The sequence below is a fragment of the Chryseobacterium sp. UF-290 genome, assembly GCF_058245615.1.
The window spans coordinates 245,494-269,701 of record NZ_JBSICB010000001.1 but is presented as its reverse complement, the minus strand read 5'-3'; the positions used below and the strand labels follow the sequence as shown (position 1 = coordinate 269,701).

At 37.9% G+C, this 24,208-nt stretch carries 26 protein-coding genes; 7 read left to right on the top strand and 19 right to left on the bottom strand.

The window, feature by feature from the left end; genetic code table 11:
* The 4 genes from AC4IF5_RS01215 to AC4IF5_RS01200 form a co-directional block, all read right to left on the bottom strand.
* Entirely contained in the window at nucleotides 1-600 is a 600-nt protein-coding gene (locus tag AC4IF5_RS01215; protein ID WP_490730881.1) for a hypothetical protein, read from the bottom strand.
* A 161-nt stretch (nucleotides 601-761) separates the two neighbouring features.
* Nucleotides 762-1,187, bottom strand: a complete 426-nt coding sequence (locus AC4IF5_RS01210; protein ID WP_490730880.1) for an organic hydroperoxide resistance protein — start codon at nucleotides 1,185-1,187, stop codon at nucleotides 762-764.
* Entirely contained in the window at nucleotides 1,188-1,622 is a 435-nt protein-coding gene (locus AC4IF5_RS01205) for a MarR family winged helix-turn-helix transcriptional regulator (RefSeq protein ID WP_490730878.1), read from the bottom strand. It lies immediately after the preceding gene.
* Between the two features lie 31 nt (nucleotides 1,623-1,653).
* Nucleotides 1,654-2,286 carry an NAD(P)H-dependent oxidoreductase gene (locus AC4IF5_RS01200; protein ID WP_490730876.1) on the bottom strand — a complete coding sequence of 211 codons (633 nt, stop codon included), beginning with the start codon at nucleotides 2,284-2,286 and terminating at the stop codon, nucleotides 1,654-1,656.
* 298 nt (nucleotides 2,287-2,584) lie between these two features.
* On the opposite strand from AC4IF5_RS01200, the gene AC4IF5_RS01195 reads away from it, so the two are divergent.
* Nucleotides 2,585-3,337, top strand: coding sequence for an SDR family oxidoreductase (locus tag AC4IF5_RS01195; protein ID WP_490730874.1), 753 nt, complete (start codon nucleotides 2,585-2,587; stop codon nucleotides 3,335-3,337).
* Between the two features lie 36 nt (nucleotides 3,338-3,373).
* On the opposite strand, the gene AC4IF5_RS01190 is transcribed toward AC4IF5_RS01195, so the two are convergent.
* The 12 genes from AC4IF5_RS01190 to AC4IF5_RS01135 form a co-directional block, all read right to left on the bottom strand.
* The gene (locus tag AC4IF5_RS01190; protein ID WP_490730872.1) at nucleotides 3,374-3,685 is read right to left on the bottom strand and encodes a hypothetical protein; all 312 of its coding nucleotides are present in this window, start codon (nucleotides 3,683-3,685) and stop codon (nucleotides 3,374-3,376) included.
* Nucleotides 3,686-3,752: 67 nt separating this feature from the next.
* The gene (locus AC4IF5_RS01185) at nucleotides 3,753-4,712 is read right to left on the bottom strand and encodes a protein-glutamine glutaminase (protein ID WP_490730870.1); all 960 of its coding nucleotides are present in this window, start codon (nucleotides 4,710-4,712) and stop codon (nucleotides 3,753-3,755) included.
* Between the two features lie 309 nt (nucleotides 4,713-5,021).
* The gene (gene lipB / locus AC4IF5_RS01180) at nucleotides 5,022-5,750 is read right to left on the bottom strand and encodes a lipoyl(octanoyl) transferase LipB (protein ID WP_490730868.1); all 729 of its coding nucleotides are present in this window, start codon (nucleotides 5,748-5,750) and stop codon (nucleotides 5,022-5,024) included.
* Nucleotides 5,751-5,781: 31 nt separating this feature from the next.
* Nucleotides 5,782-6,516, bottom strand: a complete 735-nt coding sequence (trpA, locus tag AC4IF5_RS01175; RefSeq protein WP_490730866.1) for a tryptophan synthase subunit alpha — start codon at nucleotides 6,514-6,516, stop codon at nucleotides 5,782-5,784.
* A gap of 124 nt (nucleotides 6,517-6,640) precedes the next feature.
* Complete coding sequence (gene trpB / locus AC4IF5_RS01170; RefSeq protein WP_490730864.1) at nucleotides 6,641-7,819, bottom strand: tryptophan synthase subunit beta; 1,179 nt, start codon at nucleotides 7,817-7,819, stop codon at nucleotides 6,641-6,643.
* 68 nt (nucleotides 7,820-7,887) lie between these two features.
* Nucleotides 7,888-8,577 (bottom strand): phosphoribosylanthranilate isomerase, encoded by a 690-nt coding sequence (locus tag AC4IF5_RS01165; protein ID WP_490730862.1) that lies wholly within the window; start codon nucleotides 8,575-8,577, stop codon nucleotides 7,888-7,890.
* A gap of 49 nt (nucleotides 8,578-8,626) precedes the next feature.
* The gene (gene trpC / locus AC4IF5_RS01160) at nucleotides 8,627-9,400 is read right to left on the bottom strand and encodes an indole-3-glycerol phosphate synthase TrpC (RefSeq protein WP_490730860.1); all 774 of its coding nucleotides are present in this window, start codon (nucleotides 9,398-9,400) and stop codon (nucleotides 8,627-8,629) included.
* Between the two features lie 65 nt (nucleotides 9,401-9,465).
* The gene (gene trpD, locus AC4IF5_RS01155) at nucleotides 9,466-10,452 is read right to left on the bottom strand and encodes an anthranilate phosphoribosyltransferase (protein ID WP_490730858.1); all 987 of its coding nucleotides are present in this window, start codon (nucleotides 10,450-10,452) and stop codon (nucleotides 9,466-9,468) included.
* Between the two features lie 38 nt (nucleotides 10,453-10,490).
* Nucleotides 10,491-11,093 carry an anthranilate synthase component II gene (locus tag AC4IF5_RS01150; RefSeq protein WP_490730856.1) on the bottom strand — a complete coding sequence of 201 codons (603 nt, stop codon included), beginning with the start codon at nucleotides 11,091-11,093 and terminating at the stop codon, nucleotides 10,491-10,493.
* Between the two features lie 48 nt (nucleotides 11,094-11,141).
* Nucleotides 11,142-12,566 carry an anthranilate synthase component I family protein gene (locus AC4IF5_RS01145; RefSeq protein WP_490730854.1) on the bottom strand — a complete coding sequence of 475 codons (1,425 nt, stop codon included), beginning with the start codon at nucleotides 12,564-12,566 and terminating at the stop codon, nucleotides 11,142-11,144.
* 253 nt (nucleotides 12,567-12,819) lie between these two features.
* A complete protein-coding gene (locus AC4IF5_RS01140; RefSeq protein ID WP_490730853.1) occupies nucleotides 12,820-13,464 on the bottom strand; it encodes a hypothetical protein in 645 nt (214 codons plus the stop codon).
* Nucleotides 13,465-13,628: 164 nt separating this feature from the next.
* Nucleotides 13,629-14,084, bottom strand: a complete 456-nt coding sequence (locus AC4IF5_RS01135) for a cupin domain-containing protein (protein WP_490730851.1) — start codon at nucleotides 14,082-14,084, stop codon at nucleotides 13,629-13,631.
* A gap of 200 nt (nucleotides 14,085-14,284) precedes the next feature.
* Here AC4IF5_RS01135 and AC4IF5_RS01130 point away from each other — a divergent pair, with 200 nt between their 5' ends.
* The 4 genes from AC4IF5_RS01130 (at nucleotide 14,285) to lysS (ending at nucleotide 17,909) form a co-directional block, all read left to right on the top strand.
* The gene (locus tag AC4IF5_RS01130; protein ID WP_490730849.1) at nucleotides 14,285-14,497 is read left to right on the top strand and encodes a hypothetical protein; all 213 of its coding nucleotides are present in this window, start codon (nucleotides 14,285-14,287) and stop codon (nucleotides 14,495-14,497) included.
* Nucleotides 14,497-14,871: a c-type cytochrome gene (locus AC4IF5_RS01125; protein WP_490730847.1), complete on the top strand. Its 375-nt coding sequence runs from the start codon at nucleotides 14,497-14,499 to the stop codon at nucleotides 14,869-14,871. Before AC4IF5_RS01130 ends, AC4IF5_RS01125 begins: the two co-directional genes overlap by 1 nt.
* A 3-nt stretch (nucleotides 14,872-14,874) precedes the next feature.
* Nucleotides 14,875-15,798: a 23S rRNA (adenine(1618)-N(6))-methyltransferase RlmF gene (rlmF, locus tag AC4IF5_RS01120; RefSeq protein WP_490730846.1), complete on the top strand. Its 924-nt coding sequence runs from the start codon at nucleotides 14,875-14,877 to the stop codon at nucleotides 15,796-15,798.
* Nucleotides 15,799-16,211: 413 nt separating this feature from the next.
* A complete protein-coding gene (gene lysS, locus AC4IF5_RS01115) occupies nucleotides 16,212-17,909 on the top strand; it encodes a lysine--tRNA ligase (RefSeq protein WP_490730844.1) in 1,698 nt (565 codons plus the stop codon).
* 98 nt (nucleotides 17,910-18,007) lie between these two features.
* On the opposite strand, the gene AC4IF5_RS01110 is transcribed toward lysS, so the two are convergent.
* The 3 genes from AC4IF5_RS01110 to AC4IF5_RS01100 are packed head-to-tail and all read right to left on the bottom strand — an operon-like array spanning nucleotide 18,008 to nucleotide 20,872.
* Nucleotides 18,008-18,523, bottom strand: coding sequence for a ClbS/DfsB family four-helix bundle protein (locus AC4IF5_RS01110; RefSeq protein ID WP_490730842.1), 516 nt, complete (start codon nucleotides 18,521-18,523; stop codon nucleotides 18,008-18,010).
* Between the two features lie 4 nt (nucleotides 18,524-18,527).
* Complete coding sequence (locus tag AC4IF5_RS01105; protein ID WP_490730840.1) at nucleotides 18,528-19,532, bottom strand: cytochrome d ubiquinol oxidase subunit II; 1,005 nt, start codon at nucleotides 19,530-19,532, stop codon at nucleotides 18,528-18,530.
* The gene (locus AC4IF5_RS01100) at nucleotides 19,529-20,872 is read right to left on the bottom strand and encodes a cytochrome ubiquinol oxidase subunit I (protein WP_490730838.1); all 1,344 of its coding nucleotides are present in this window, start codon (nucleotides 20,870-20,872) and stop codon (nucleotides 19,529-19,531) included. Before AC4IF5_RS01100 ends, AC4IF5_RS01105 begins: the two co-directional genes overlap by 4 nt.
* Nucleotides 20,873-21,259: 387 nt before the next feature.
* Between AC4IF5_RS01100 and gyrB the strand changes: the two genes are divergently transcribed.
* Nucleotides 21,260-23,194: a DNA topoisomerase (ATP-hydrolyzing) subunit B gene (gyrB, locus tag AC4IF5_RS01095; protein WP_490730836.1), complete on the top strand. Its 1,935-nt coding sequence runs from the start codon at nucleotides 21,260-21,262 to the stop codon at nucleotides 23,192-23,194.
* An 84-nt stretch (nucleotides 23,195-23,278) separates the two neighbouring features.
* Nucleotides 23,279-23,701 (top strand): DUF5684 domain-containing protein, encoded by a 423-nt coding sequence (locus AC4IF5_RS01090; RefSeq protein ID WP_490730834.1) that lies wholly within the window; start codon nucleotides 23,279-23,281, stop codon nucleotides 23,699-23,701.
* Nucleotides 23,702-24,208: the final 507 nt, after the last annotated feature.

The following is a 24,208-nucleotide window of genomic DNA, read 5'->3' as shown; positions in this document are numbered from 1 at the left end:
TTATGGTTTTGTTCTTTGTAGTTCATAATCATTTATTCTTCTGATGGTGTAGATTTTCATTCCGTTATTTTCCATGAAGTGTATAATGTTATACATTGTTGGCCCTTGTAAAGTATCACTTTTGAAGGCGAAAGAAATGTTCAATAGAATGTTTCTTTCTGTATTTACAATTCTTTTCTGATTTTGCCTTAAAATTTTTGTAATTTCTGATGTTTTTATGGGTTGAGATTTGTCAATTAACTTATTATTTTTTTCTATAAAGTGAATTGAATCTTGTTGGGAGAATAAGGCTTCATTTCCGCAGATTAAAAAATTTGGTTCCAGACTGTTTATGATATAGTAAGACGTATTTTCATCAAGAACAATAAAATGAATATTTCCCACCGAATAATTTTTGTTTAACCTTTTGTCATATTTAACAGGAATAGGTAATTCCAAAGAGTCATTTTTAATGTAAGATTGAGCCAGGCTATCCAGTTTTTTATTAAAGTCAGATACAATAAAGTTGTTTTTAGAAATAAACAACTTGCTTTCCTCTTTTTCAGTTTTAGAGCAACTAAAAATTACCCCCAAAAACAATATATAAATGATCAATTTCATTGATGATGATGTCTGAGTAAAATTATTAAAAAGACCGCAATATTTTCTTTAAAATATTTAAAATAATCTGTGTTCATCTGAGAAATCTGTGGTTAAAATAAAAATGAGCTGTTTCCACGGAAACAGCTCATTTCATTATAACTATGCTTAAAAAAATTGGATTAATCGTTGTTGGTAACAGAAAGCTTTACCTCCATATTGTTTCTGGTAGCATTGGAATAAGGACAAATCTGATGAGCTTTTTCCGTTAAAGCCTGTGCCTCTTCAAGGGAAACTCCGGGAATATTGACATCCAGCTCTGCTGCCAATCCGAAACCTCCATTTTCAAGCTGGCCTATACTTACCTGTGCTGTAACGCTTGTTTCTCCTGTTTTTACTTTAGACAAGCTGATTACTCTGTTCAGTGCACTATCGAAGCAAGCAGAATATCCCGCCGCAAAAAGCATTTCAGGATTGGCAAAATCATCATTGGCCCCGCCTAAAGCTTTAGGCATTTTTACATCAATATCCAGGACTCCGTTTTCACTGTTTACATGACCGTTTCTTCCTCCTGTTGCGGTAACTTTTGTTGTATATAAGATTTTCATTTATTTTTCTATTTTGTTTAATATTTTTAATACTGTGTCTTTAAGATGCAGCAGTTCCTCTGGTCCTATGCCGAGCCTTTCCTGGATTTTCCCGGGAATTTCGCAGGCTTTTTTCTGCAATTGCTTTCCGGCTTCTGCTAAAAATACTTCTACAACCCTTTCGTCCTCTTTTTTCCGTTTTCTTATGATAAATCCTTTTGATTCCAGTCTTTTAAGGAGCGGGGTTAATGTTCCGCTATCAAGAAACAGCTTTTCTCCGATATGGGTTACGGTAAGGCCGTCACCTTCCCATAATACCATCATGACAAGGTATTGAGGATAAGTGATGTCAAGCTCATCAAGAAAAGGCCGATAAAGCCCGGTAATCTCTTTGGCAATCACATATAACGGGAAGCAGATCTGGTTTTCTAATTTTGGGGTTTTTGAATTTTCCATAAGTTTAGGGACGAAAGATTCGATGAAGGTATTACTTTTTTATGATAAATTCATCCATTGGAATCCTTACTTTTTTCATAGCAGCCAGCCAGTCGTTGGCTTCATCACGATATCCAAGATATAAAAGACTTACACTTTTCAATCCTAGTTCTTTCAGTCCGAGTACTTCGTCTACTACGGCATTGCTGAAACCTTCTGCCGGGGTACTGTCAATTTTAAGTTCTGCAGCCTGTGCAAGAGCAAAGCCTAAAGCGATATAGGTCTGACGTGCAGTATGGGCAAAATGCTCTTCAGGAGTCTGTGCCCCGTATATTTCCTTGATTTTATCGGTATAGCTTCCAAAACGCCCTCTTGGAAGATCTCTTACATCAGTATGATAATCGTAAACCTTGTCTATTTTTTCATTAGAATAGCTGTCCCAGGCAGCGAATACCAGAACATGAGATGAATCTCTCATTACTTCAGGGTTGAATGCCCCTGCTACCATTTTCTCTTTTAGTTCCTGGTTTTCTACAACGATAATACGGAAAGGTTGTAATCCTGAAGAAGTAGGAGCAAGTCTTGCTGCCTCTAAAATGGTATTTAAGTCTTCTGATGAAACTTTTTTGGTTGGGTCATAGGCCTTTACGGCATGTCTCCAGTTAAGGTTTTCTATTAATGACATTTTTCTTTTGGTTTTTAAATTAAACTATTTGATGATTATAAAAATCCCTGGATTTTATTTCATGGATTAAAATAACAATGCAAATATACAATAAATTAAATTGTACACAATTTAATTTTGAAAAATTTTATTGATGACGATTTTTAATAAAGAAAAAAACAAAAAAAGGGCAAAAAAAATTGCTAAACTTCTTTGCTTTCTCATCCTTTTTAGCCTTTCTGCCCTTTTTCCACACGATTCGGATTTTTTCAGAGTGATAGTATTTCAATCTTTGTAATCGAATTTTAAACAAAAAACAATGCAGAGATTTAACGACAAAACAGCTTTAATTACTGGCGGAACAAATGGAATGGGCTTTGCCACTGCACAGAAGCTCATTGATGAAGGTGGGACAGTGATTATTACAGGGAGAAGTGAAGAGACTGTAAGCAACGCTTTGGAAAAACTAGGGGAGAAGGCTTTTGGAATTGTATCGAACGCAGGAAGTATGGAAGACCTGATGAATTTACAACACGAAGTAAAGCGGTATGCGCAACAGGTTGATATTCTTTTTGTAAATGCAGGTTATGGAAAATTTGCTCCTATTGAGTATGTTGATGGGGATCATTTTGATGAACTTTTCAATATGCTGGCGAAAGGTTCTTTTTTTACAGTTCAGCAAATATTACCCTTGATGGCAAATGGAAGTTCCGTTATTTTTAATACATCGGTGGCCACTGATATTGCAATGCATAATTTTTCAGTGTATTCTGCAGCAAAATCAGCAGTACAGTCTTTTATTAAAACATTCGCAGTAGAGCTTACTGAGCGCGGAATCCGGGTAAATGGAGTAAGTCCGGGAAGTATTAAAACCAATATTTTTAATAATGCAGGTTTAACTTCTGAGCAGATCAAAAGTGCAGTACAGGATATTATTCCTGCAATTCCGTTTAAAAGACAGGGAGAGCCGTCAGAAATTGCAAATGTCGTACTGTTCCTGGCCTCGGATGAAGCTTCTTATATTCATGGAGCAGAAATAAAGGTAGATGCCGGAATTTCAGTGATAAGATAAGCGAAAGGGATGTGGAAAGTAATGAACCCTTATTAATTATTTGACTTCATTGATCTGCTTGATAATATTGGTATTATTTTCAATCCCTATATTGAATGGTTTACTGTTCTTAAAGCTTTGGTTTGCTTTTTCCAGAAGAGCTTTAGAGTCTGAAGATTTTTTGGAAATATAAAAAACCTGGGCACTTATCCCGATGGAGATACGTACGACATCTTCCGGCTTGTCCGGATCTTCTGTTATATTGGTAATGGTAGAATTATTATACCAGGTCAGGTTCTGTGAACTTGAGGTACCGGAGCAGGATGTGATCATAAAGAATAGTAATAATAAATAGGTCCAGGCTTTCATAAGTGTGCTATTAAGTAAAAGCTCCTGCAATATAAATATTATATAAGCAGGAGCTCTATAAGTTTAGTTAGAATCCACAGCTTGCTACACTAGGTGCAGGGGAAGGGGAGCATCCTGAAAGGGATGAAAATTTGGTCAATACACAATTGGTATTTATGTAATTATTGTCATACAATAAAGATCCTGACGGGCTTCTGTAGTAAACATTTCCTGCCGTATTGGCAAAAGAAGAGACAGAAGCAGATCCACAAGAAGTATTGGTGCAGGCACTTCTCCATGCAGTGTCAGTGACTGGTCCGCTTGAGAATAATGAAGGATCTATAATTCTTTTTTCAACAATTCCGGAAGCATTTTTGAAGCTTACCAATATGGCAACGTGATAGACCCACGATACGCAGCAGGTACCGGTAGACGCTCTCAGGTTTCCATAAACGAACTGTTTCTCACAATCATAGCCTGCATTGAGCAAAATTTGTCGCATTTTGTGAGCTCTTGCATAGCAGCCGTCTACAGGATATCTGAAAGTGATGCAAGGCGAAGAAGCAGTGGTGGTACCGCAAGCCTGGCTTTTGATCTGAGCAAATAAGCTGTTTAAAGTTGCTAAATTCGGAATCACACTGGTTAATTTTCTGGAGTCTTCCCTTACTTCTTTCGTCAGAACCGATTTGAAATAACGAATATCTTCCTCTGTCGCCTTTTCTACTTTTGCAATTTCATTTGTATTGGGCTTAAGGAAAATATGAACCGGAGACTCATCTTTTACAGCCTGAGTGATCATGGAGATATAGCTTTCATTTTCCTTACTGTCCTTAATTTCATAAGGCTGAGCCGTAACAATAAACGAAACTTTAAATTTTCCATTCTCTTTTTCTATCCCTACCGGAACAGTTCTTCCGAAATCTTTCAGAGCAATGTCGCTGGATTCTTTAGAGGGTAAACTCTGATCTTGATTGGCGCTTGAATCTGCGCAGGCATTGAATGACAGCATGGTCACAAATACCATCATGGAAAAAAGGAATTTTTTCATAATTCTCAAAATTTGGTGGTTAGTGGTGTTTTAGTGAACTTTTAAAACTTAATAATAGTTCACGGTTTTGTGATAATAAAAGTAGGAAAATTTAAAATACGTGCAAATATTTTTTAATAAAAACTTAAAAAACTTATAAGATAGATAATAGAACAGGCTTTGGAGAAGGAATGTTTATATTTCAAATGCTATTATATAGCAGGTTAATCAGTAAAAATATCTTTCTTATGTGTAAGTGATGGCGTTAAATAAAAATTTCCCTATGTATCAATGGTAATGACGCATAGGAAAAATAAGTTTTTTGTTGGTTTATTTATAGATCAGTTCAGCCTGAAAAACATCGGCGAAATGCTTTCTTATCTTTACCTTGATATCTTCCAGCTCTTCCGGTGTCAGGTCTCTCTCAAGCTCTCTTTTTAAAGAAGTAACCTGCTTATCCCTGATACCACATGGAATAATATATTCGAAATACCGCATATCTGTATTAACATTCAGAGCAAAGCCATGTAATGTTACCCATCGGGAAGCTTTTACACCCATTGCACATATCTTCCTTGCATAAGGTTTTCCAACATCCAGCCAGACACCGGTTTCTCCCTGGGAACGTTCTCCTTTGAGACCATATTCACCAATCGTTCTGATAATCACTTCCTCCAGATTTCTCATATACAAATGGATATCTGTGAAGAAATTTTCAAGGTCCAGGACAGGATAGCCTACAATCTGGCCGTAACCATGATAAGTAATATCTCCCCCCCGGTTGGTTTTTACATAAGTTGCTTCCAGCTCTTTAAGCTTATCAATACCGGCAAGCATATTTTCTTCATGTCCGCTTTTTCCTAATGTATAAACATGCGGATGCTCAACCAAAAGAAGATGATTCGGAGTGGTAATGTGCTGTTCAGCAGGAAGATCTCTGTTTTTTATTTTGGTGTCGATAATATCTTTCATCAGTTTTTCCTGATAATCCCAGGCGGATTGATATTCTCTGATCCCTAAATCTTCAAATTCTACTGCTTTATTCTGATTTGTATTCATTTCAATTTTTGGTATACAAATTTAGTGAATTTTACCCTTTTATGGAATGGATAAAATCTATGGCACTTTTCTTCCAGTCTTTATCCTGTAATAGAATATTCACAAAAGCAGTTCCGATGATCCCTCCGTCAGCTTTTTCAGTCACATTTTCAAAATCTTCTTTTGATTTGATTCCGAATCCGATCATTACAGGATTTTTCAGCGCAAGATCAGCTAATCTGTTGAGGTAATTTTCATTCTTTAAAACAGCATTTTCATTTCCTGTTGTAGAAGAAGAGCTTACAGCATACAGGAATCCTGAGCTTAAGGAGTCAAGATACATAATCCTTTCACCGGAAGTTTCAGGAGTTACCAGAAATGTAAAATTGAGGTTATATTTCTTTAAGATCTGCTGATAGTTTTTCTCAAATTCAATAGGAGGAAGGTCAGGAAGGATCAGTCCTGAAACACCACTTTCCGAACATGCTGCACAAAACCTTTCAAAGCCAAAGCTTAAGACAGGATTGATATAACCCATCAGGATGATAGGTATCTTTATTTCATCTTTGATGGCTTTTAATTGGGAAAAAAGCTTTTCTATGGTCATTCCGTTCTGTAATGCCAGCTCATGAGCTTTCTGGATCACAGGACCATCTGCTACCGGATCAGAATAGGGCATTCCGATCTCAATCATATCCGCTCCGGAATCCTGGATCAGTCGTATAATATCAGCAGTATCATCCAGTTGCGGGATACCTGCTGTGAAGTATATGTTTAGTTTTTTCATTTTCATTTTCATTGTATTAATGTATTGATGTAAAATGTATTAATGTAATTTTAAATCACGTTGATGATTGGTACTGTTTGTTTTTAAATCATTTTACATCAATACTTTTTACATTTTACAGAATTTACAGATTTTTCAAATAAGTTTCCATATCCTTATCTCCGCGCCCGCTCAGACAAATAACAACAATATCATCTTCACTGAATTTCTTCTTATCCAGTACAGCCAGGGCGTGCGAACTTTCCAGTGCAGGAATAATTCCTTCCAGCTTTGTGAGCTCAAAAGCACATTTTAAAGCTTCATCATCATTGATGCTGAAGAATTCTGCCCGTTTTTCTTTGAACAGATGCGCATGGAAAGGTCCGATCCCCGGGTAATCCAATCCTGCAGAAATGGAATGCGGCTCGATAACCTGTCCGTCTGCAGTCTGCATGACAAGGCTTTTGCTTCCGTGAAGTACTCCAAGGGTTCCTAAGAAGGTTGTAGCGGCAGATTTCCCGGAATCTACTCCCAGACCTCCGGCTTCAGCAGCAATGATTTTCACTCCTTCCTCTTCCACGAAATGATAAAAGGTTCCTGCCGCGTTACTTCCGCCGCCTACACAGGCGATCACATAGTCCGGATTTTCTCTTCCTGTTTTTTCTTTAAGCTGTTCTTTAATTTCTTTTGAAATAACACTCTGAAATCTGGCAACAAGATCAGGAAAAGGGTGGGGACCTACTACACTTCCGATCACATAATGGGTGGTAACAGGATGGTTGATCCAGTCTCTTAATGCTTCGTTTACTGCATCTTTCAATGTTTTCGATCCTGAAGTGGCTGCAACGACTTCCGCACCAAGCATTTTCATTCTTGCTACGTTCGGAGCCTGTCTCTGAATGTCGATTTCACCCATATAAACGATACATTCAAGGCCAAGCAGGGCACAGGCTGTAGCGGTGGCAACACCATGCTGTCCTGCTCCGGTTTCAGCAATGATCCTGGTTTTTCCAAGACGTTTTGCCAGCAGAACCTGTCCCAGAGCATTATTGATCTTATGAGCTCCGGTATGGTTGAGGTCCTCTCTTTTCAGATAGATCCGGGTATTATATTTTGCACTTAGATTTTTGGCAAGGTAAAGTGGAGTAGCCCGTCCCACATAATTCTTAAGGAGATCCTGATACTCATTCTGGAAATCTTCAGATTCTATGATGTCAAGATAGTTTTTCTGCAATTCTTCTACATTGGGATAGAGCATTTCGGGGATGAAGGCTCCGCCAAATTCTCCATAATATCCGTTTTCATCGGGGTTTTTATAATTCATTTTCTTTATTCTTTAGTGATTAATTCAATTAATTAGGGCAATGTCTGATTATGTTCTGAATGTCCTTATCATAAGGATGATATGAATCTTTTTATTTTGCTGATGTCTTTATTACCCGGTTCTGTTTCAAATTTTGAATTGATATCCAATGCAAAAGGTTTCTGATGTAATGCTTCAATATTTCCAATATTTTCTTCTGATATACCTCCACTCAGGAAATAGGGCTTGTCAAATTCCAGTTGTTCCAAAATACTCCAGTCAAAAGTCTGTCCTGTCCCCCCAAACGCTTTGGAATCAGTATCGAAAAGAATATAGTCAATATCATTCTGAATGGAATGGAATGAAGTGAAGAAACGATGTCGAAAGTTGAGAAGAGATTCTTCGTCCTTCAGAATGACAGAGTTGATTCTGATCGCTTTTATGATGGGTATTTCCGGAAGTTTTACTTTTAATTTTTTGATAAATCCTGAATCCTCGTCACCATGCAGCTGAATAAAATTAAGCCTTGCTTTTTCAGCGATCTCAGCCACTTTATCGATCTTTTCATTTACAAAAACCCCTGTTTTTCCAATATGATCGATCTTTGAAATATGCTCTAAAGTCAAATGGCTCAGAACATATCTTGGAGACTTTTCATAGAAGATAAAACCAAGAAAGTTTACTTTCATAGCAATAAGCTCCTGAATCTGGTCCGGTTTTGTTAGACCACAGACTTTGAGTTTAGGAATTAGGTTGCTAGCTGCCTGTTGATGCTTCATAACGGTTAGTTGCTGGTGATAGATAGTTTTTGCAGATTGTTATTCATTTTCAGATTTGTAAGGTAAATTCTTCAAAAGCTTTGGCCGGATCTGCATTTCTCATGAAATATTCTCCCATCAGAAAACTGTCGAATCCCTGTTCTTTTAAATAGGTGAAATCTTCAAGGCTGTAAATCCCGCTTTCTGCAACAGACAAAATATCTTTTGGAAGAAGATTCTTTAACTGAACAGAATGCCGGAGATCCACTTTGAAATCTTTTAAATTCCTGTTATTAATTCCAACCAGATCAATTTCTGAATTGAAGTGGCCCAATTCTTCTTCGGTATGAATTTCCAGCAGAACTTCCATATTCAGCTCATGGGCCAGTTCAGCGAACTCCTGAACCTGAAATGGAGAAAGGCAGGAAGCGATCAGCAGAACAACGTCAGCTCCGATACTTTTTGCTTCATAGAACTGGTATTCATCGATCATAAAATCTTTTCGTAGAATTGGGATATTGATGAGGTCTCTTACATTCAGAATATCATTAAAGCTTCCTCCAAAAAAATCCTTATCTGTCAGAATAGAAATTCCGCTGGCCCCCGATTTTTCATAAGCTGAAGCAACTTCTAATGGCAGAACATTGTTATTGATAATGCCTTTTGATGGAGATTGCCTTTTAAACTCAGCAATGATTCCGCTTTTATTTTTGACCGATTCTTTCAGGGAATAGGTCGCTCTTTGAAAAAACAGAGTGTCTTTCAATTGTTCCACAGAAGTGCCAGACTTTGCTACAGCGATTTCTTCTTTTTTTCTTTCAATAATTGTATCGAGTATGGTCATTTTTTGTGTTTAGAAGTTAGAAGTTAGAAGTTAGAGAGGTCGTTAAACTACTATAGTTTTCGTTTTTAATTGATCAGGAGTTCGAAGCTTTTCAGTGCTTTTTTGCTTTCCAGGCTTTCTTTGGCTAAAAGCAGACAGTCTTCATAAGTTCCGAATTGGCGGGTATGAAACAAGGCTACAGAGGCATTGGCCAATACTACAGAATTTTGTTGCTCAGTACCGTTACCTTCCAGGATATTTCTGAAGATCTTTGCTGTTTCCCGGATGGTGTTTCCGGCTTTGATATCTTCAAGAGTTACAGGACTGAATCCCAGACCCTCAGCAGAAAAGATCTCTTCCCCGTTCTTCGTGATGATTTTACTGTCATGGGTCAGGCTGATTTCATCATAACCATCAAGACCATGTACCAGGATAAACTCACGGGATTCTTTTTGCAGCAGGTATTGATAAATCCTGGCAATTTCCAGGTTGTAAACTCCAATCATTGAAAACTGAGGTTTTACAGGATTGACCAACGGACCCAAAAGATTGAAGAATGTTCTTAATCCCAGAGATTTTCTCAATAATCCTACCGACTGTAAAGCAGGGTGGAAGTAAGGAGCATGTAAAAAACAGATATTAGCCTTTTCAAGGTCTTCATTCAGCTGTTCAGAATTTTTTTTGAACTGATATCCGAGCTCTTCCAGCACATTGGAAGAGCCTGTAGTGGTAGAAGCCCCGTAATTTCCATGTTTTGTCACCTTCTGTCCGGCTCCGGCCACCACAAAGCTGGCCAATGTTGATATATTGATTGTGTTTTTTCCGTCACCTCCGGTCCCTACGATATCAATGGCATCACCGGCATTGAGATCAACAGGAACGGCCATTTGTAATAAGGCTTCTCTGAAACCTTCAAGCTCATTCAATGTAATATTGCGCATCAGAAAAACACTGATAAAAGCTGTGACTTCTGCTGCATTGAATTTATTCTGGGCAATTTCAATCATCATTGCTTTTGCCTCGGATTTTGACAAAGTATGATGGTTAAAAAGGTATTGTAATATTTCTTTCATTTGAGGTGTTTTTATCGTTGAGGAAATTTCCGCGGTGTTCATTGTAGGAGAAAGTTTTTAATGATTACTTCTCCGTCAGGAGTCAAAATACTTTCAGGGTGGAACTGTACTCCGTGTACATCATAGGTTTTATGCTGTAAAGCCATGATCATTCCGTCCTTATCTATTGCCGTAACTTCCAGCTCTTCAGGGAAGCTTTCAGGATCGACTGCCCAGCTGTGGTATCTTCCGACTTCAAGTCCTGAATTCAGATCCTTAAACAGTTTTGTACCTTCTTTTACCAGGTCTGTAGTTGTAGCCACTCCATGGAAAATTTCAGACAGGTTGATCAGATTTCCTCCGAAAGCTTCGGCAATAGCCTGTTGACCGAGACATACTCCCAGAATACTTTTAGTGGGGGCATATGTTTTTATCAGGTCTAATAAGATTCCAGCCTCTTCAGGAATTCCCGGACCTGGTGAAAGAATGATCTTATCATATTGATCCACTTCCTCCAGAGTTATTTTATCATTTCTCACGACATCTACTTTCTGGTTCAGAATTCTTTCAATGATCTGAACCAGGTTGTAAGTAAAGCTGTCATAATTATCAAATACGAGAACTTTAGAAGCTGATGGGGTACTGTTTATAGTGTTGCTCATTTCTTTTTTGTTTTTTTGCTAGTTGCAGATATTTTGTAGTGCCTGTTATTAGTTTTCAACGATCTTTTCCGCTTTCTCCACTGCTTTTTTGAGTGCATTTAGTTTGTTATTCACTTCCTGTAGCTCGTTTTCAGGAATGGATTTTGCAACAAGACCGGCTCCTGCCTGGTAATACAGCGTATTGTTTTTGCTTAAGAATGTTCTGATCATAATAGCCTGATTACAGTTTGCATTGAGGCCAATCATCCCAATACATCCGCCGTAATATCCTCTGGAGTCTTTTTCATACTGATTGATAAGCTGAAGCGCTTTATGTTTTGGCGCCCCGCTTAAAGTTCCCTGTGGAAAGGTAGCGGAAACCATTTCCAACGGGTTGATCTCTTCTGTGACATCGGCCGTTACTTCACTTACCATATGGATAACGTGTGAGAAAAGCTGTATTTCTTTAAGCTTTGTAACCGTTACATTTTTTCCAAGCTTTCCGAGATCATTTCTTGCCAGATCCACCAGCATGGTGTGTTCTGCATTTTCTTTAGGATCAGCTTTTAATGTTTCAATCGCCTGAAGGTCGGCTTCAAAATTTCCTGTTCTTCTCGCTGTTCCGGCAATCGGATGAATAATTGCTTTGTTGTTTTTGATGATCAGCTGGCTTTCAGGACTGGAACCGAATAGTTTATAGCTTCCGTAATCAAAATAAAACAGGTAAGGAGACGGGTTGATGTTTCTCAAAGCTCTGTATACGTTAAACTCATCACCTTTGAATTTCTGCTCGAACCTTCTGCTTAAAACCAGCTGAAAGACATCACCTCTCATGCAGTGCTTCTGAGCTGTTTTTACCAGTTCAATATAATCTTCGTCCGTAATGTTTGATGTTTCCTCTCCGTTCTTTTCAAAAGGGTAGACCGGGGTATTCTGATTTTTGATGAGGTTTTCCAAAAGATGAAGCTCAGATTTTATTCCGTTGATCTGATTTTCAATGATGTACATTTCATCATTAAAATGATTGATGGCAATTACATATTGATAGAGTCTGTACCTGAGAACAGGAATTTCCACTTCAGGACTTTGTGCTTTTAAATCTACGTTTTCAAAAAACTGCACAGCTTCAAAGCTTGTATATCCAAAAAGGCTTTGAGCGGTCTGCTCTATAGGATCATGAGTTCTTTCACAATCAAAGACCTTGCGGAACTTTTCAAATATATCGGTAATGTTACGCTCCCCAATAAGCTCCTTGACCGGGGCGGAATCAGGAAGCTTTACCTCAAATTCAGTAAGGTTTTTCACTTCTATTCCGGCAATGGCATTGATGGCAATAAAGGAGAAATTATTATCAATGCTCTTTGAATCAGAACTTTCCAGAAGAATTGTATCCCGGAATTTATCTCTGATCTTAAGATAAATATTCATGGGAGTATGAATATCTCCCAGTGTTTTTTTCGAAACGGTTTTTATTTTGATTGTATCAGTAAGCATCTGCTGTTTTATTTTTTTGTGAGATTAAGGAATAAAAAAAGGCTTCAACGGTATCCGTCAAAGCCTATATATTGTTTATTTTGATTATTTCTGCTGTACAGTTAACAACATGACAATACTTCCAGACCCGACGAAGAGTTTGAAAGCCACCACCAAATATTGTTGCTCATGTTAAACATGCTACAAAAGTAGAAAATTTTTTAATACAAAAAATAAAAAAGTGCAAAATTAAAGAAACTTAACATCAGAAAGGTTACTTCAGGTGTTCCAGTTCCTGTTTGAGTTCTTTAAGTTTTGATTTATAATTCTCATCATCATAGGATGCTGTATAATCTTCCAGAGCAGAGATGTATTCCTCAATGAATTCCTTATTGGTCCTGTCTGCCTCATATTTGATCTTTGCAGAATTGACCGGGGCAAGCTTTGAATATTTCAGATTTGCTTTTCCTTCCTCAGACAGAGTGTAAAGGATAACAATATTCTTTTCGTATCCGGGAATATATTTTACCGGAAATGGGACCTCTACTCTTGGAATCCTGATTGCATTCTCAATTGGATAAATTGCGGCAGTGGTAGTAGAAAAGAAGGTTGTGACATATTTACCATCCTGTTTCTTTACAATCGCTTCGTAATCATGAATGTACATGTCATTCAAAGTAGAGTTGGTTTCTACATCAGAGGTGATGATCGCAGTGCTTTCAACTCCATATTTATTCAGGAACCATGCGCTGAGAAACTGTCCCCCCAATCCATTTAAAATGGCGAGAGGAATGATCGGGATCAGAAACAATGCTTTTCTTGTTACATATGAAAGCAATCCAAAAAATAAAAAGAGAAGTATCACAGTATAAAAACCATGATGACTGGTGAAGAACAGAATTTTTGAGATTAAAATCATTGCTTAAATTTAATATTATCTTTTCATATAGCAGACTGTTTTTATTATATTAATATTCCCAAAGCTTATTTTAAATATTTTCATTGCTGAAAGATGTCATTTTGCGAACTGAAAACAAAATGTAAAAGTTTTATACTGCCTGCGATTCCTGCACTTCAGATTATTTAATGTACCGGTTCTGATAGAGGAAGATCTGTAGAGCCACTGTAGAAAACGATAAGGGTAGCTCCTTTATCTCCTGTTTTACCTCTGTGGGCGATATTAACCATTTCCGGAAGTACCTGTCCCTTCTTTACCCACTGTGTTTTACCATCTTCTTTTCTTTCTATCTGGATTTCTCCCTTTTCTATATAAGCTGCATTGATGACAGGATGTTTGTGCCAATCTAAAGCTGAATGGGGAGGAACGGCAATCTTAAGGACTGATATTTCAGGTTGTCCGCCGGGATAGCTGCCATACAATGTTCCATCCCATGATTTTGTTGCTTTTAATAGTGTGACTGATTCTATTTTATCCGAATACTCTGAGGTTTGAGGATCTGATGAAGAACTGTCGCAGGATAGGAGAATGGTTGAGGAAACGCCAATTAAGGCTGTTTTAAATAAATTTCTTGTGGTCATAAGTTTTTTATTAAAGGATAATATTCTTGATTTGATTGATTGTTACACAAAAATAATAACCTTATTTAAATTTCCCTGTATTTTGAATTATTTTTTATCCGGTCAAATCAGGTTCTATCTTTAAAATTTCTTTCAAAGAAAACATTTGTCATAAGTTTAAAAGTTTATTTTTTATATTTTTGCTTCCAAATTAGAAAACAATGAAAAAAGTATTAGCAATTGCATTTATCGGAGGTTTATTAGTAGTAAACTGTTCTAAAAAAGTAGATCATTCATTACAAGACAGCAACACTATGCTTGAAGAGCCGGAAGTAACAACTGTTGCCGACTCTACTGCTAAACCTGCTGCACCAGCTGCTGAAACTCCTGCTGCCCCTGAAGCTGCAAAAACAGATTCTACAGCGAAAAAATAATGAAAAAAACACTTTTGGCAGGGGCATTGAGTCTTATAATGCTCTCCTGTTCTAAAAAAGAAAATACAGCAGAAGTGGCTTCATCTTCTGAAACAGCATCTGTTTCAGAGCCGGCAAAATCTAATCTTTCAGGTGATCAGATCATAGAAACATTAGACTGCTCCGGATGTCACTCTGTGAATGAGAGAATGATAGGACCTTCTTATCAGGAAATCGCAGCCAAATATTCTGAAAAGGATATCGAACTGCTGGCTTCCAAGATCATAGAAGGCGGAAGTGGAGTTTGGGGAGGCGTCCCAATGGCTGCTCATCCACAGGTATCTAAAGAAGATGCCAAAAAAATGGTGGAATATATTTTAAGTCAGAAGAAATAAAATATGCCTGCTGAAAAATCCAGTCTGCACACAAGAAACCTGCATCGCAATCCCTATGATTTTGATCGGCTTATTTCTTGTGTGCCGGAACTGAAACACTATGTTTTCGTCAATGCTTATCATACGGTAACCATTAACTTTAGCATTCCAAAGGCAGTTAAACTGCTCAATAAAGCACTACTCTTACATTTTTATAATGTTAAGGATTGGGATATTCCAGATGCCAACTTATGTCCTCCTATACCCGGACGTGCCGATTATGTCCATTATATCGCCGATCTTTTAGCGGAATCCTTTGGAGAAATCCCTACAGGGAGGCTTATAAGAGGTTTGGATATCGGAGCAGGAGCCAATCTTGTTTATCCTTTAATTGCACACAGGTCGTATGACTGGGAGATGACAGGAACGGATATCAACGAAGATTCCCTGAGAAATGCCCATGAAATTTTAGAGCATAATCCGGATTTAGCATCAGCAATTCAGTTAAAGCACCAGCCCGGCTCAGATCATATCTTTAAAAATATAATTATGCCTGAGGACCGGTTTACATTTTCCATGTGCAATCCTCCTTTTCATGATTCTGAAGAATCTGCCATAAAAGGAAATATCAGGAAAACAAAAAATCTTAACAAATCAAAGAAACAGAAACCCCTTCTTAATTTCGGCGGACAGCAATCCGAGCTGTGGTGCAAAGGGGGTGAGATCGCTTTTATTACGAATATGATTAATGAAAGCGTTTTATACCCATCGCAGGTTCTTTGGTTTACCTGTTTGGTTTCAAAAAAAGACAATTTACCTAAATTGACTGCACTTTTGAAGAAGCATAAAGCGTATTTCAAAATTATTGATATGGCCCAGGGACAGAAAATAAGCCGGATGCTGGCCTGGACGTTTATTCTTCAACAGAATCAAAAAGATTGGTTGTAATAATCAATTTCTTATACAAGTCTTAAATTTGATTGTCTATTAGATGCTGTTTAAATTTAATTGCTAATAATTTTGTCTCATTAATTTAACGCTTTATTTTTTATTTTCCCGCAGATTTTCCCGATTCAGCAGATCATTATTCGTAAATCAGATCAGCAGGATTTGCAAAATCAGCGAGAAATACTATTTTAATACAAATTTAAACAGGCCCTTAGTATAGGGTTGCCAATTTCTGAGTTTCCGGCTATAGTCTCAATATGTCAATGTCTCTTATCTTGCGTCTTGCGTCTTGACTCTTGGTTCTTATATCTTTAAAAACACCTTTCATGATTCCCGTTTTAAAATTTCTGAAAAAAGCCATTGACGGACAGCGCAAAAATGCCTAAATTTGTACGCTTTTAGAAAAATAAGAAATGCAATTATCAGAACAAGAAATCATTAGAAGAGAAAAGCTGAATAAGCTTACTGAAATGGGGATTAATGCGTTCCCTGCGGATGAGTATACCATTACAGATACTACAGAATCTATAAAACAGGATTTTTCTGAAAGTAAACAGGTGAAGATCGCTGGTAGATTGATGTCCCGCAGAATTCAGGGGAAAGCCTCTTTCGCAGAATTGCAGGATTCTAAAGGAAAAATTCAGGTTTACTTCAACAGGGATGAGATCTGTCCGGGAGAAGACAAAGAATTATATAACGAAGTTTATAAGCACCTTTTAGATATTGGTGATATTATCGGTATTGAAGGGGAATTGTTTACCACTCAGGTAGGAGAGAAGACCGTTTTAGTAAAGAACTTTACGCTCCTTACCAAAGCTTTACGTCCGCTTCCTCAGGCTAAGACCGATGAAAACGGAGTGGTACATGACGGGTTTACAGATCCGGAATTAAGATACAGACAACGGTATGTAGATTTAACGGTAAATCCACATGTAAAGGACATTTTCGTGAAAAGAACAAAGCTGTTCAGCGCGATGAGAACTTTCTTTAACGATGCGGGATATTTTGAAGTAGAAACTCCTGTATTACAGTCCATTCCGGGAGGAGCAGCAGCAAGACCGTTTATTACTCATCATAATGCTTTGGATATTCCATTATACTTAAGGATTGCCAACGAATTGTATCTGAAAAGACTGATCGTAGGTGGTTTTGACGGAGTATATGAGTTCTCTAAAAACTTCAGAAATGAAGGGATGGACAGAACGCACAATCCTGAATTTACTGTAATGGAAATTTATGTGGCCTATAAAGACTACAACTGGTTGATGAACTTTACTGAAAAATTATTGGAATTCTGTGCAATTCAGGTAAACGGAACAACCAAAGCTACATTTGGTGAACACGAGATTGATTTCAAAGCACCTTTTGAAAGAGTTTCTATGACAGAGGCAATCCAGAGATTTACCGGCTTTGATATCACGGGAAAAACCGAGCAGGAATTGTATGATTTCGCAAAGTCTGTCGGCATTGAAGTAGACGAAACAATGGGTAAAGGAAAGCTTATTGATGAAATCTTTGGTGAAAAGTGTGAAGAAAACTTTATTCAGCCAACATTCATTACGGATTATCCTATCGAAATGTCTCCTCTGACTAAAAAGCATAGAAGCAAAGAAGGCTTAACAGAGCGTTTTGAATTAATGGTATGTGGTAAGGAAGTTGCCAATGCCTATTCAGAGCTTAATGATCCTATTGATCAGAGAGAGCGTTTTGAAGAGCAGATGAAGCTTTCAGAGAAAGGAGATGATGAAGCTATGTTTATTGACCAGGATTTCTTAAGAGCTCTGGAATACGGTATGCCTCCAACAGCCGGATTAGGAATCGGTATGGACAGATTAACAATGTTCTTAACGAACAATGCCTCTATCCAGGAAGTACTGTTCTTCCCTCAGATGAGACCTGAAAAAGCAGTTCCACAAATTGAATTAGGAGAAGATGAAAAGGTAATCCTTGAAATTCTTAATTCTCAGGAAGAACCAATGGCTTTAGCTGAAGTAAAAGAAAGAAGCCAGCTATCCGGTAAGAAGTGGGATAAAGCTTCTAAAACGTTGACAAAGAATAATCTGGTGAAAGTTGAAAAGACCGACGAAAGTCTTTTAATGAAATTAGCTTAATCAAGATTTATATAAACAAAAAATCCTCCAAATTAAATTTTTGGAGGATTTTTTGTTTATTGACTAAAATATATCTTTGCAGTTCTTGTCTCAAGTCTCTATTGTCCCATTTCTTTTTTCCACTTTCGCAGCTGTGCTCTGAAGTTTTTGAAAGGAGCTGCGGTATTGATATGCACCCATTTCCATACAGGCCATTTTGCAGGAGTTGTCGCCCACTTTCTTTGTTCCGGTACGAATAATGTTTCATGATCAAGACTTTCTATCCATTTTATAATCTCATCGACCTGGATTTGCAATAGATTCCTTTGCTCGCGAAGGCTGTAAGTTCCATATTGGTTGTAAAAGGACTGATAAAGGCCCTTTAAATTATTCCATTTATAATCAGCAGTAGGCGTTTTCACTTCCATTCCTTCCTTTTCATCAGATTCCCATTGTAAAAGTAAACGGGTCCATCCGATCTGATAAGAGATATTTTGTGATGGCGTTTTATCGACACCTGGTTTTAGAAGATCTTTGTCAGCTTCTTTTATGTCATCAAATTCCTGGTCGTAAAGCTGATATCTTTTTCTCAGCTCCTCGATAAGCTCGGTTTTGTCCTTATAATTCTGCATCATGTTTTTATTTTCTCAGTCTGCTGAATGAAGCCATCAGGTAAAACAGGAAGGGAAGGATAAATAATGATCCCAGAATCAGTGCCCATCCCAAAACAGAAATGGTCTTTGCAGGAGCCATATGCTCCAACAGTGAAAGATGCTGCCCGTTTCCTAATAAAATAATATCAGGATTGTGCTGATAGGTGGCTGCTACCAAAATCATGACTATCTGAAATCCTGCCAAAGCCCTTACCGGAAGCAGCTTTTGCCGGTTCATTGCCCTAAGGATCAGCAACAGGGCAATCGTTGCAAAAGCAATCGCCATAATTCCTAAAGGTTTAGAGAATACCCACATTAAAAGCGGAATATCTGAAATATAAGCAGTCACAAACACTAATATTCCGGTAATGACCACAAATATCATTGTTTGTTTAGACTTTCTGATCATCAGCAGGAGTTCAGCTTTGTCTTTGGTTTCTCTCAATGAAAAGATGGAGGCAAGATAAGCACAAAGCGCTACGGTAAACAGGCCTACAGAAACACCGAACCAGTTGAGCCAGCTGAAAACATACAGATCCAGAAATCCTACGGCATCAGGATTGATGGAGTGTGAAACGGTTGCAGCCGCTATTAATCCCAGAAAGAAAGGTGTCAAAAGACTTGCAAAATAAAATATCTGGGTATATAAAATCTGCCAGTTATCTTTCACGGCATCATAATGCCTGAATGTAAATGCTGTTCCCCTTGCGATAATTCCTACGAGCATCAGTACCAAAGGAATATGAAGATAGGTAGACATGGTGGTATAGATTTCAGGAAATCCTACAAAAAGGATTACAATAGCGATGATGAGCCACATATGGTTAGCTTCCCATACTGGCGCGATAGACTCATACATGATCTCATGAGTTTTATGACGGGCTTTTTTATTTGTGAAAAGCTCTACAATACCTGCTCCGAAATCAGCACCTCCCAGGATAATATAAAGACAGATGGAAAGCCAGAGAAAGCCTATAACAATGTAAATCATGATTTCTTGTTTTTATCGTTAAACTGAGGGTCAGTAGGGTCGTAAAGTCTGGGTACCATCTGTATCTGTCTTCTTAAAAGGAAGATAAGGATCAGTGATAATGATACGAAGATAGCCGTGAAGAAGTAAAAAGAATATTGAATTCCCGGCATTGGTGTCACGGCATCTATCGTTCTCATGATTCCGTAGATGATCCAGGGTTGTCTTCCCACTTCGGTAACCGTCCATCCGGCTTCCAGTGCAATGTATCCGAAAGGAGTTGCGATTAAGAATGTTTTTAATAGCCACGTTTTCGTCAGCCATTCCTTTTTGAAAAAGAAAGCATATAAATAGACCATTCCGATGCAGATCATCACGACTCCGAAAAAGATCATGATCTGAAATGCATAATGGGTAACGGCAACAGGCGGCCATTCATCTCTAGGGAAATCCTTGAGCCCTTTTACTTCAGAATTAAAATCATTGCTGACCAGAAAGCTTAATACTTTGGGAATTTTAATGGCATATTTGATTTCACCTTTTTCCGCATCAGGAATTCCGCCGATAACGAATGATGCGCCTTTCTCAGTTTCAAAATGAGCTTCCATAGCCGCTAATTTAATAGGCTGTCTCTCAGCTACCGATTTGGCCGCAATATCACCACTCAAAGGAGCTCCAAAGGCTCCGATAAGCGCAAATCCTACCGCTATTTTGAAAGCTTTGGTATGGAATTCAACATTTTTTCTCCGCATAATTAAAAACGCATGTACCCCGGCTACAGCAAACCCGGTGGCGCAAAATGCAGCCACGGTCATATGAAGAGCCTGAGGAAACCAGGCGTCGTTCAGCATTGCTTTAATAGGATCAATATTAAGGTACTGTCCGTTGATATAATCAAAACCGGAAGGAGAATTCATCCATGCATTGGCCGCAACGACCAGAATTCCGGAGGCAAGACCGCTTACGCCAACAAGGAAGCCGCAGAACCAGTGAAACCACTTATTGAATTTTTCCCAGCCATATAAAAAGAACCCGATGGCAATAGCCTCTATGAAGAAAGCTGTTCCTTCCAAAGAAAAAGGCATTCCGAAAATAGGACCTGCATGTTTCATAAAACCAGGCCACAGAAGCCCGAGTTCAAAGGAAAGCATGGTACCGGAAACAGCACCGGTGGCAAACAGGATTGCTACCCCTTTGCTCCAGGCTTTTGTAAGTCCTTTATATATTTCATTATTGGTCTTTAAGTATTTCCAATGGGCAAAGGCCATTAAGAAAGGCATCACCATACCCACACAGGAGAAAATGATATGGAAGCCCAGAGATAAGGCCATCTGCGCACGAGCCGCAATAAAATCATCCATAATATCAACTTTTGAGTAAATAAATTTACGTATAAATTATTGATCCCAAGTATGATTTAATACAGTATGACTTGATGAAAAGTATATTAACTTTGTTTTCTTTATCCCTCTGTAAAAATCTGCTGCTTTGAAAGCAATAGCCATTTTAATGAAAAATATACATATTTAAAATGACCTGGAAATCTGATATCATGGTTTTCAAAAATGGTAAAAAATTGATTTTGAAATTGTAATGTTTTAAATAATTACTCTAAAAATAAGGAGAAACTTTAATCTTCTTTTTTTATGCTGATAACAATACTTTTTTGACATTTTTTAACTTTCATACCTCGAAAAAAATCACGATATTTGTAGGTCTTTGCATTTGGCAGGATTTAATAATTTGATATGAGTCAGAAACAATATACAGCTAGTAGTATTCAGGCATTGGAAGGAATGGAGCACGTTCGTATGCGTCCTTCAATGTACATTGGTGATGTAGGAGTCAGAGGACTCCACCATTTGGTTTATGAAGTAGTAGATAACTCTATTGACGAAGCGTTGGCAGGATACTGTGATACGATCTTCGTTAGCATTAAAGAAGGAAACGGAATTGAAGTAAGTGACAATGGTAGAGGTATTCCGGTTGACTTCCATGAAAAGGAACAAAAATCAGCCCTGGAGGTTGTAATGACAAAGATTGGAGCCGGAGGTAAGTTCGATAAAGATTCTTACAAGGTTTCAGGAGGTCTTCACGGAGTAGGGGTTTCTTGTGTGAACGCCCTTTCCAACGAAATGATCACTACCGTTTACAGAGACGGAAATGTTTACCAGCAGGTGTATTCCAAGGGAAAAGCTCAAACAGGAGTTGAAGAAATTGGTAATAGTGACAAGAGAGGAACAAAGCAGTTCTTCCAGCCGGATGATACCATTTTTACAGAATTAGTTTATAACTATGACACTTTAGCAAGCCGTTTAAGAGAGCTTTCTTACCTTAATAAAGGAATTACCATTACCCTTACTGATGAAAGAGAGAGATTGGAAGACGGTTCTTTCAGATCAGAAATTTTTCATTCTGAAGGAGGGCTAAAGGAATTCGTTGCATACATCGATGGAAGCCGTGAATCTATTATGGAGCACGTGATTTTCATGGAAGGAGAAAGGGACAACATTCCGGTAGAGGTTGCCATGCGTTACAACACTTCTTTCAACGAGAATCTTCACTCTTACGTAAACAATATCAACACCCATGAAGGGGGTACTCACCTGGCAGGTTTCAGACGTGCTTTGACGAGAACCCTTAAGAAATATGCTGATGATCTGGGAATTCCTCAGAAAGAAAAAGTGGAGATTACAGGAGACGACTTCCGTGAAGGATTGACTGCCGTAATTTCTGTAAAAGTAATGGAACCTCAGTTTGAAGGACAAACGAAAACAAAACTAGGGAATTCTGAAGTTTCAGGAGCTGTAGATAAAATCGTAGGGGAAATGCTTACCAATTTCCTTGAAGAAAACCCTACAGAAGCTAAACAGATCGTTCAGAAGGTAGTTTTGGCTGCAAAAGCAAGACAGGCTGCAAAGAAAGCCCGTGAAATGGTTCAGAGAAAATCTCCAATGGGGGGCTCCGGTCTTCCGGGAAAACTGTCTGACTGTTCATCCAAAGATCCGGCTGAATCTGAAATCTTCCTGGTAGAGGGAGATTCTGCAGGGGGAACGGCTAAGCAGGGAAGAGACAGACACTTCCAGGCTATTCTTCCGTTGAGAGGTAAGATCCTGAACGTAGAAAAGTCCATGCTTCATAAAGTATATGATAATGAAGAGATCAGAAATATCTATACGGCACTTGGCGTCTCTGTAGGAACAGAAGAAGACAGCAAAGCTTTGAATTTATCAAAGCTGAGATACCACAAGATCGTGATCATGACCGATGCCGATATTGACGGATCTCACATTTCTACTCTTATTCTTACTTTCTTCTTCAGATATATGAAGGAGCTTATTGAGAACGGATATATCTATATCGCTCAGCCACCTTTATACCTGTTGAAAAGAGGAAATAAAAAAGTTTATGCTTATAACGAAAAAGAGCGTGAGGAGTTCACTTTAGAGATCTCTCCGGATGGAAAAGGAGTAGAAGTACAACGTTACAAAGGTCTTGGGGAAATGAACCCTGAGCAGCTTTGGGAAACAACCCTTAATCCTGAGCACAGAATCTTGAAGCAGGTAACTATTGATAACGCGGTGGAGGCAGACAGCATTTTCTCTATGTTGATGGGAGATGAGGTTCCACCAAGAAGAGAGTTTATCGAAAAGAATGCGAAATATGCAAAAATTGATGCATAAACGTTTTTAAAAATATAATACAAAAGCTTCTGATTATTTGGAAGCTTTTTTTATATTTGGATAAACCAAAAAAAAAATAATAATATGTTAACTCTTTTACAAACAGACCCTTACGAGGGGGTAGATGCGGTATCTGGTGCAGCTGCTGCGGGATTAGGGATTGGAACAATGATCATAGGCTTACTGGCCTATCTGTTTTACGGATATTGTATGTATAAAATCTTCCAGAAAGCCGGAAGAGAAGATGCATGGGCAGCTTTTATCCCGATCTATAATTCGATAGTACTGCTGGATATTGTCAAGAAACCGATATGGTGGATCATCTTGTTCTTTATTCCTTTGGTCAATATTTATGCATGCTGGGTGGTTTATGACAGGCTTGCCAAAGGCTTTGCAAAAGAAACGCCTCTGTACACTATTTTGATCCTCTTATTTGGATTTATTTTTATTCCGGTTCTTGGGCTTGGAAGCGATACTTATGATAGTAAGAGAATTCCAAATGACTAATAAAAATTAAAAATCAAAGGCTTCAGAAATGAAGTCTTTTTTATTGCAGAAAATGGTAGAATTAATTTTATATCCTATTAGAATTAATTCTACATCATTTGAATGAGTTGTATAGTTAATTATATTAAATTTGGAATCAGTGAGATGCATGATGTTTATTATTTCATGTCATGAGGTGTACCAATAAATACCTCATATCATCCTTCCATTATTTTTGTTTTTAGCCTGTACGGGCAGATTTAGGATAGTACTTTAAGTATTAATGAGACTCCATGCTTTTGGAGTCTTTTCATTTTTGTATTTTAACATTTATTAAGATTTTCTTATGTTTGCATAATTTTAATAACCATGATGAAAATAAGTCCTAAACTTTAGCGGTAAGCTGCCTGGTATTTAATATATTATTTTCATTACATAAATTTCTTTCTCTGCCTGTCTTTGACGAGGCAGATCTGAGATATAGAAACAAACTGGAAATTACTTCCACTACAAAAGTAGCAAGTGCAG

Excerpts from the sequence above, each read along its gene's own strand:
- AC4IF5_RS01215 (WP_490730881.1), bottom strand. The coding sequence starts at position 600 with ATGAAATTGATCATTTATATATTGTTTTTGGGGGTAATTTTTAGTTGC.
- AC4IF5_RS01210 (WP_490730880.1), bottom strand. The coding sequence starts at position 1,187 with ATGAAAATCTTATATACAACAAAAGTTACCGCAACAGGAGGAAGAAAC.
- AC4IF5_RS01205 (WP_490730878.1), bottom strand. The coding sequence starts at position 1,622 with ATGGAAAATTCAAAAACCCCAAAATTAGAAAACCAGATCTGCTTCCCG.
- AC4IF5_RS01200 (WP_490730876.1), bottom strand. The coding sequence starts at position 2,286 with ATGTCATTAATAGAAAACCTTAACTGGAGACATGCCGTAAAGGCCTAT.
- AC4IF5_RS01195 (WP_490730874.1), top strand. The coding sequence starts at position 2,585 with ATGCAGAGATTTAACGACAAAACAGCTTTAATTACTGGCGGAACAAAT.
- AC4IF5_RS01190 (WP_490730872.1), bottom strand. The coding sequence starts at position 3,685 with ATGAAAGCCTGGACCTATTTATTATTACTATTCTTTATGATCACATCC.
- AC4IF5_RS01185 (WP_490730870.1), bottom strand. The coding sequence starts at position 4,712 with ATGAAAAAATTCCTTTTTTCCATGATGGTATTTGTGACCATGCTGTCA.
- lipB (WP_490730868.1), bottom strand. The coding sequence starts at position 5,750 with ATGAATACAAATCAGAATAAAGCAGTAGAATTTGAAGATTTAGGGATC.
- trpA (WP_490730866.1), bottom strand. The coding sequence starts at position 6,516 with ATGAAAAAACTAAACATATACTTCACAGCAGGTATCCCGCAACTGGAT.
- trpB (WP_490730864.1), bottom strand. The coding sequence starts at position 7,819 with ATGAATTATAAAAACCCCGATGAAAACGGATATTATGGAGAATTTGGC.
- AC4IF5_RS01165 (WP_490730862.1), bottom strand. The coding sequence starts at position 8,577 with ATGAAGCATCAACAGGCAGCTAGCAACCTAATTCCTAAACTCAAAGTC.
- trpC (WP_490730860.1), bottom strand. The coding sequence starts at position 9,400 with ATGACCATACTCGATACAATTATTGAAAGAAAAAAAGAAGAAATCGCT.
- trpD (WP_490730858.1), bottom strand. The coding sequence starts at position 10,452 with ATGAAAGAAATATTACAATACCTTTTTAACCATCATACTTTGTCAAAA.
- AC4IF5_RS01150 (WP_490730856.1), bottom strand. The coding sequence starts at position 11,093 with ATGAGCAACACTATAAACAGTACCCCATCAGCTTCTAAAGTTCTCGTA.
- AC4IF5_RS01145 (WP_490730854.1), bottom strand. The coding sequence starts at position 12,566 with ATGCTTACTGATACAATCAAAATAAAAACCGTTTCGAAAAAAACACTG.
- AC4IF5_RS01140 (WP_490730853.1), bottom strand. The coding sequence starts at position 13,464 with ATGATTTTAATCTCAAAAATTCTGTTCTTCACCAGTCATCATGGTTTT.
- AC4IF5_RS01135 (WP_490730851.1), bottom strand. The coding sequence starts at position 14,084 with ATGACCACAAGAAATTTATTTAAAACAGCCTTAATTGGCGTTTCCTCA.
- AC4IF5_RS01130 (WP_490730849.1), top strand. The coding sequence starts at position 14,285 with ATGAAAAAAGTATTAGCAATTGCATTTATCGGAGGTTTATTAGTAGTA.
- AC4IF5_RS01125 (WP_490730847.1), top strand. The coding sequence starts at position 14,497 with ATGAAAAAAACACTTTTGGCAGGGGCATTGAGTCTTATAATGCTCTCC.
- rlmF (WP_490730846.1), top strand. The coding sequence starts at position 14,875 with ATGCCTGCTGAAAAATCCAGTCTGCACACAAGAAACCTGCATCGCAAT.
- lysS (WP_490730844.1), top strand. The coding sequence starts at position 16,212 with ATGCAATTATCAGAACAAGAAATCATTAGAAGAGAAAAGCTGAATAAG.
- AC4IF5_RS01110 (WP_490730842.1), bottom strand. The coding sequence starts at position 18,523 with ATGATGCAGAATTATAAGGACAAAACCGAGCTTATCGAGGAGCTGAGA.
- AC4IF5_RS01105 (WP_490730840.1), bottom strand. The coding sequence starts at position 19,532 with ATGATTTACATTGTTATAGGCTTTCTCTGGCTTTCCATCTGTCTTTAT.
- AC4IF5_RS01100 (WP_490730838.1), bottom strand. The coding sequence starts at position 20,872 with ATGGATGATTTTATTGCGGCTCGTGCGCAGATGGCCTTATCTCTGGGC.
- gyrB (WP_490730836.1), top strand. The coding sequence starts at position 21,260 with ATGAGTCAGAAACAATATACAGCTAGTAGTATTCAGGCATTGGAAGGA.
- AC4IF5_RS01090 (WP_490730834.1), top strand. The coding sequence starts at position 23,279 with ATGTTAACTCTTTTACAAACAGACCCTTACGAGGGGGTAGATGCGGTA.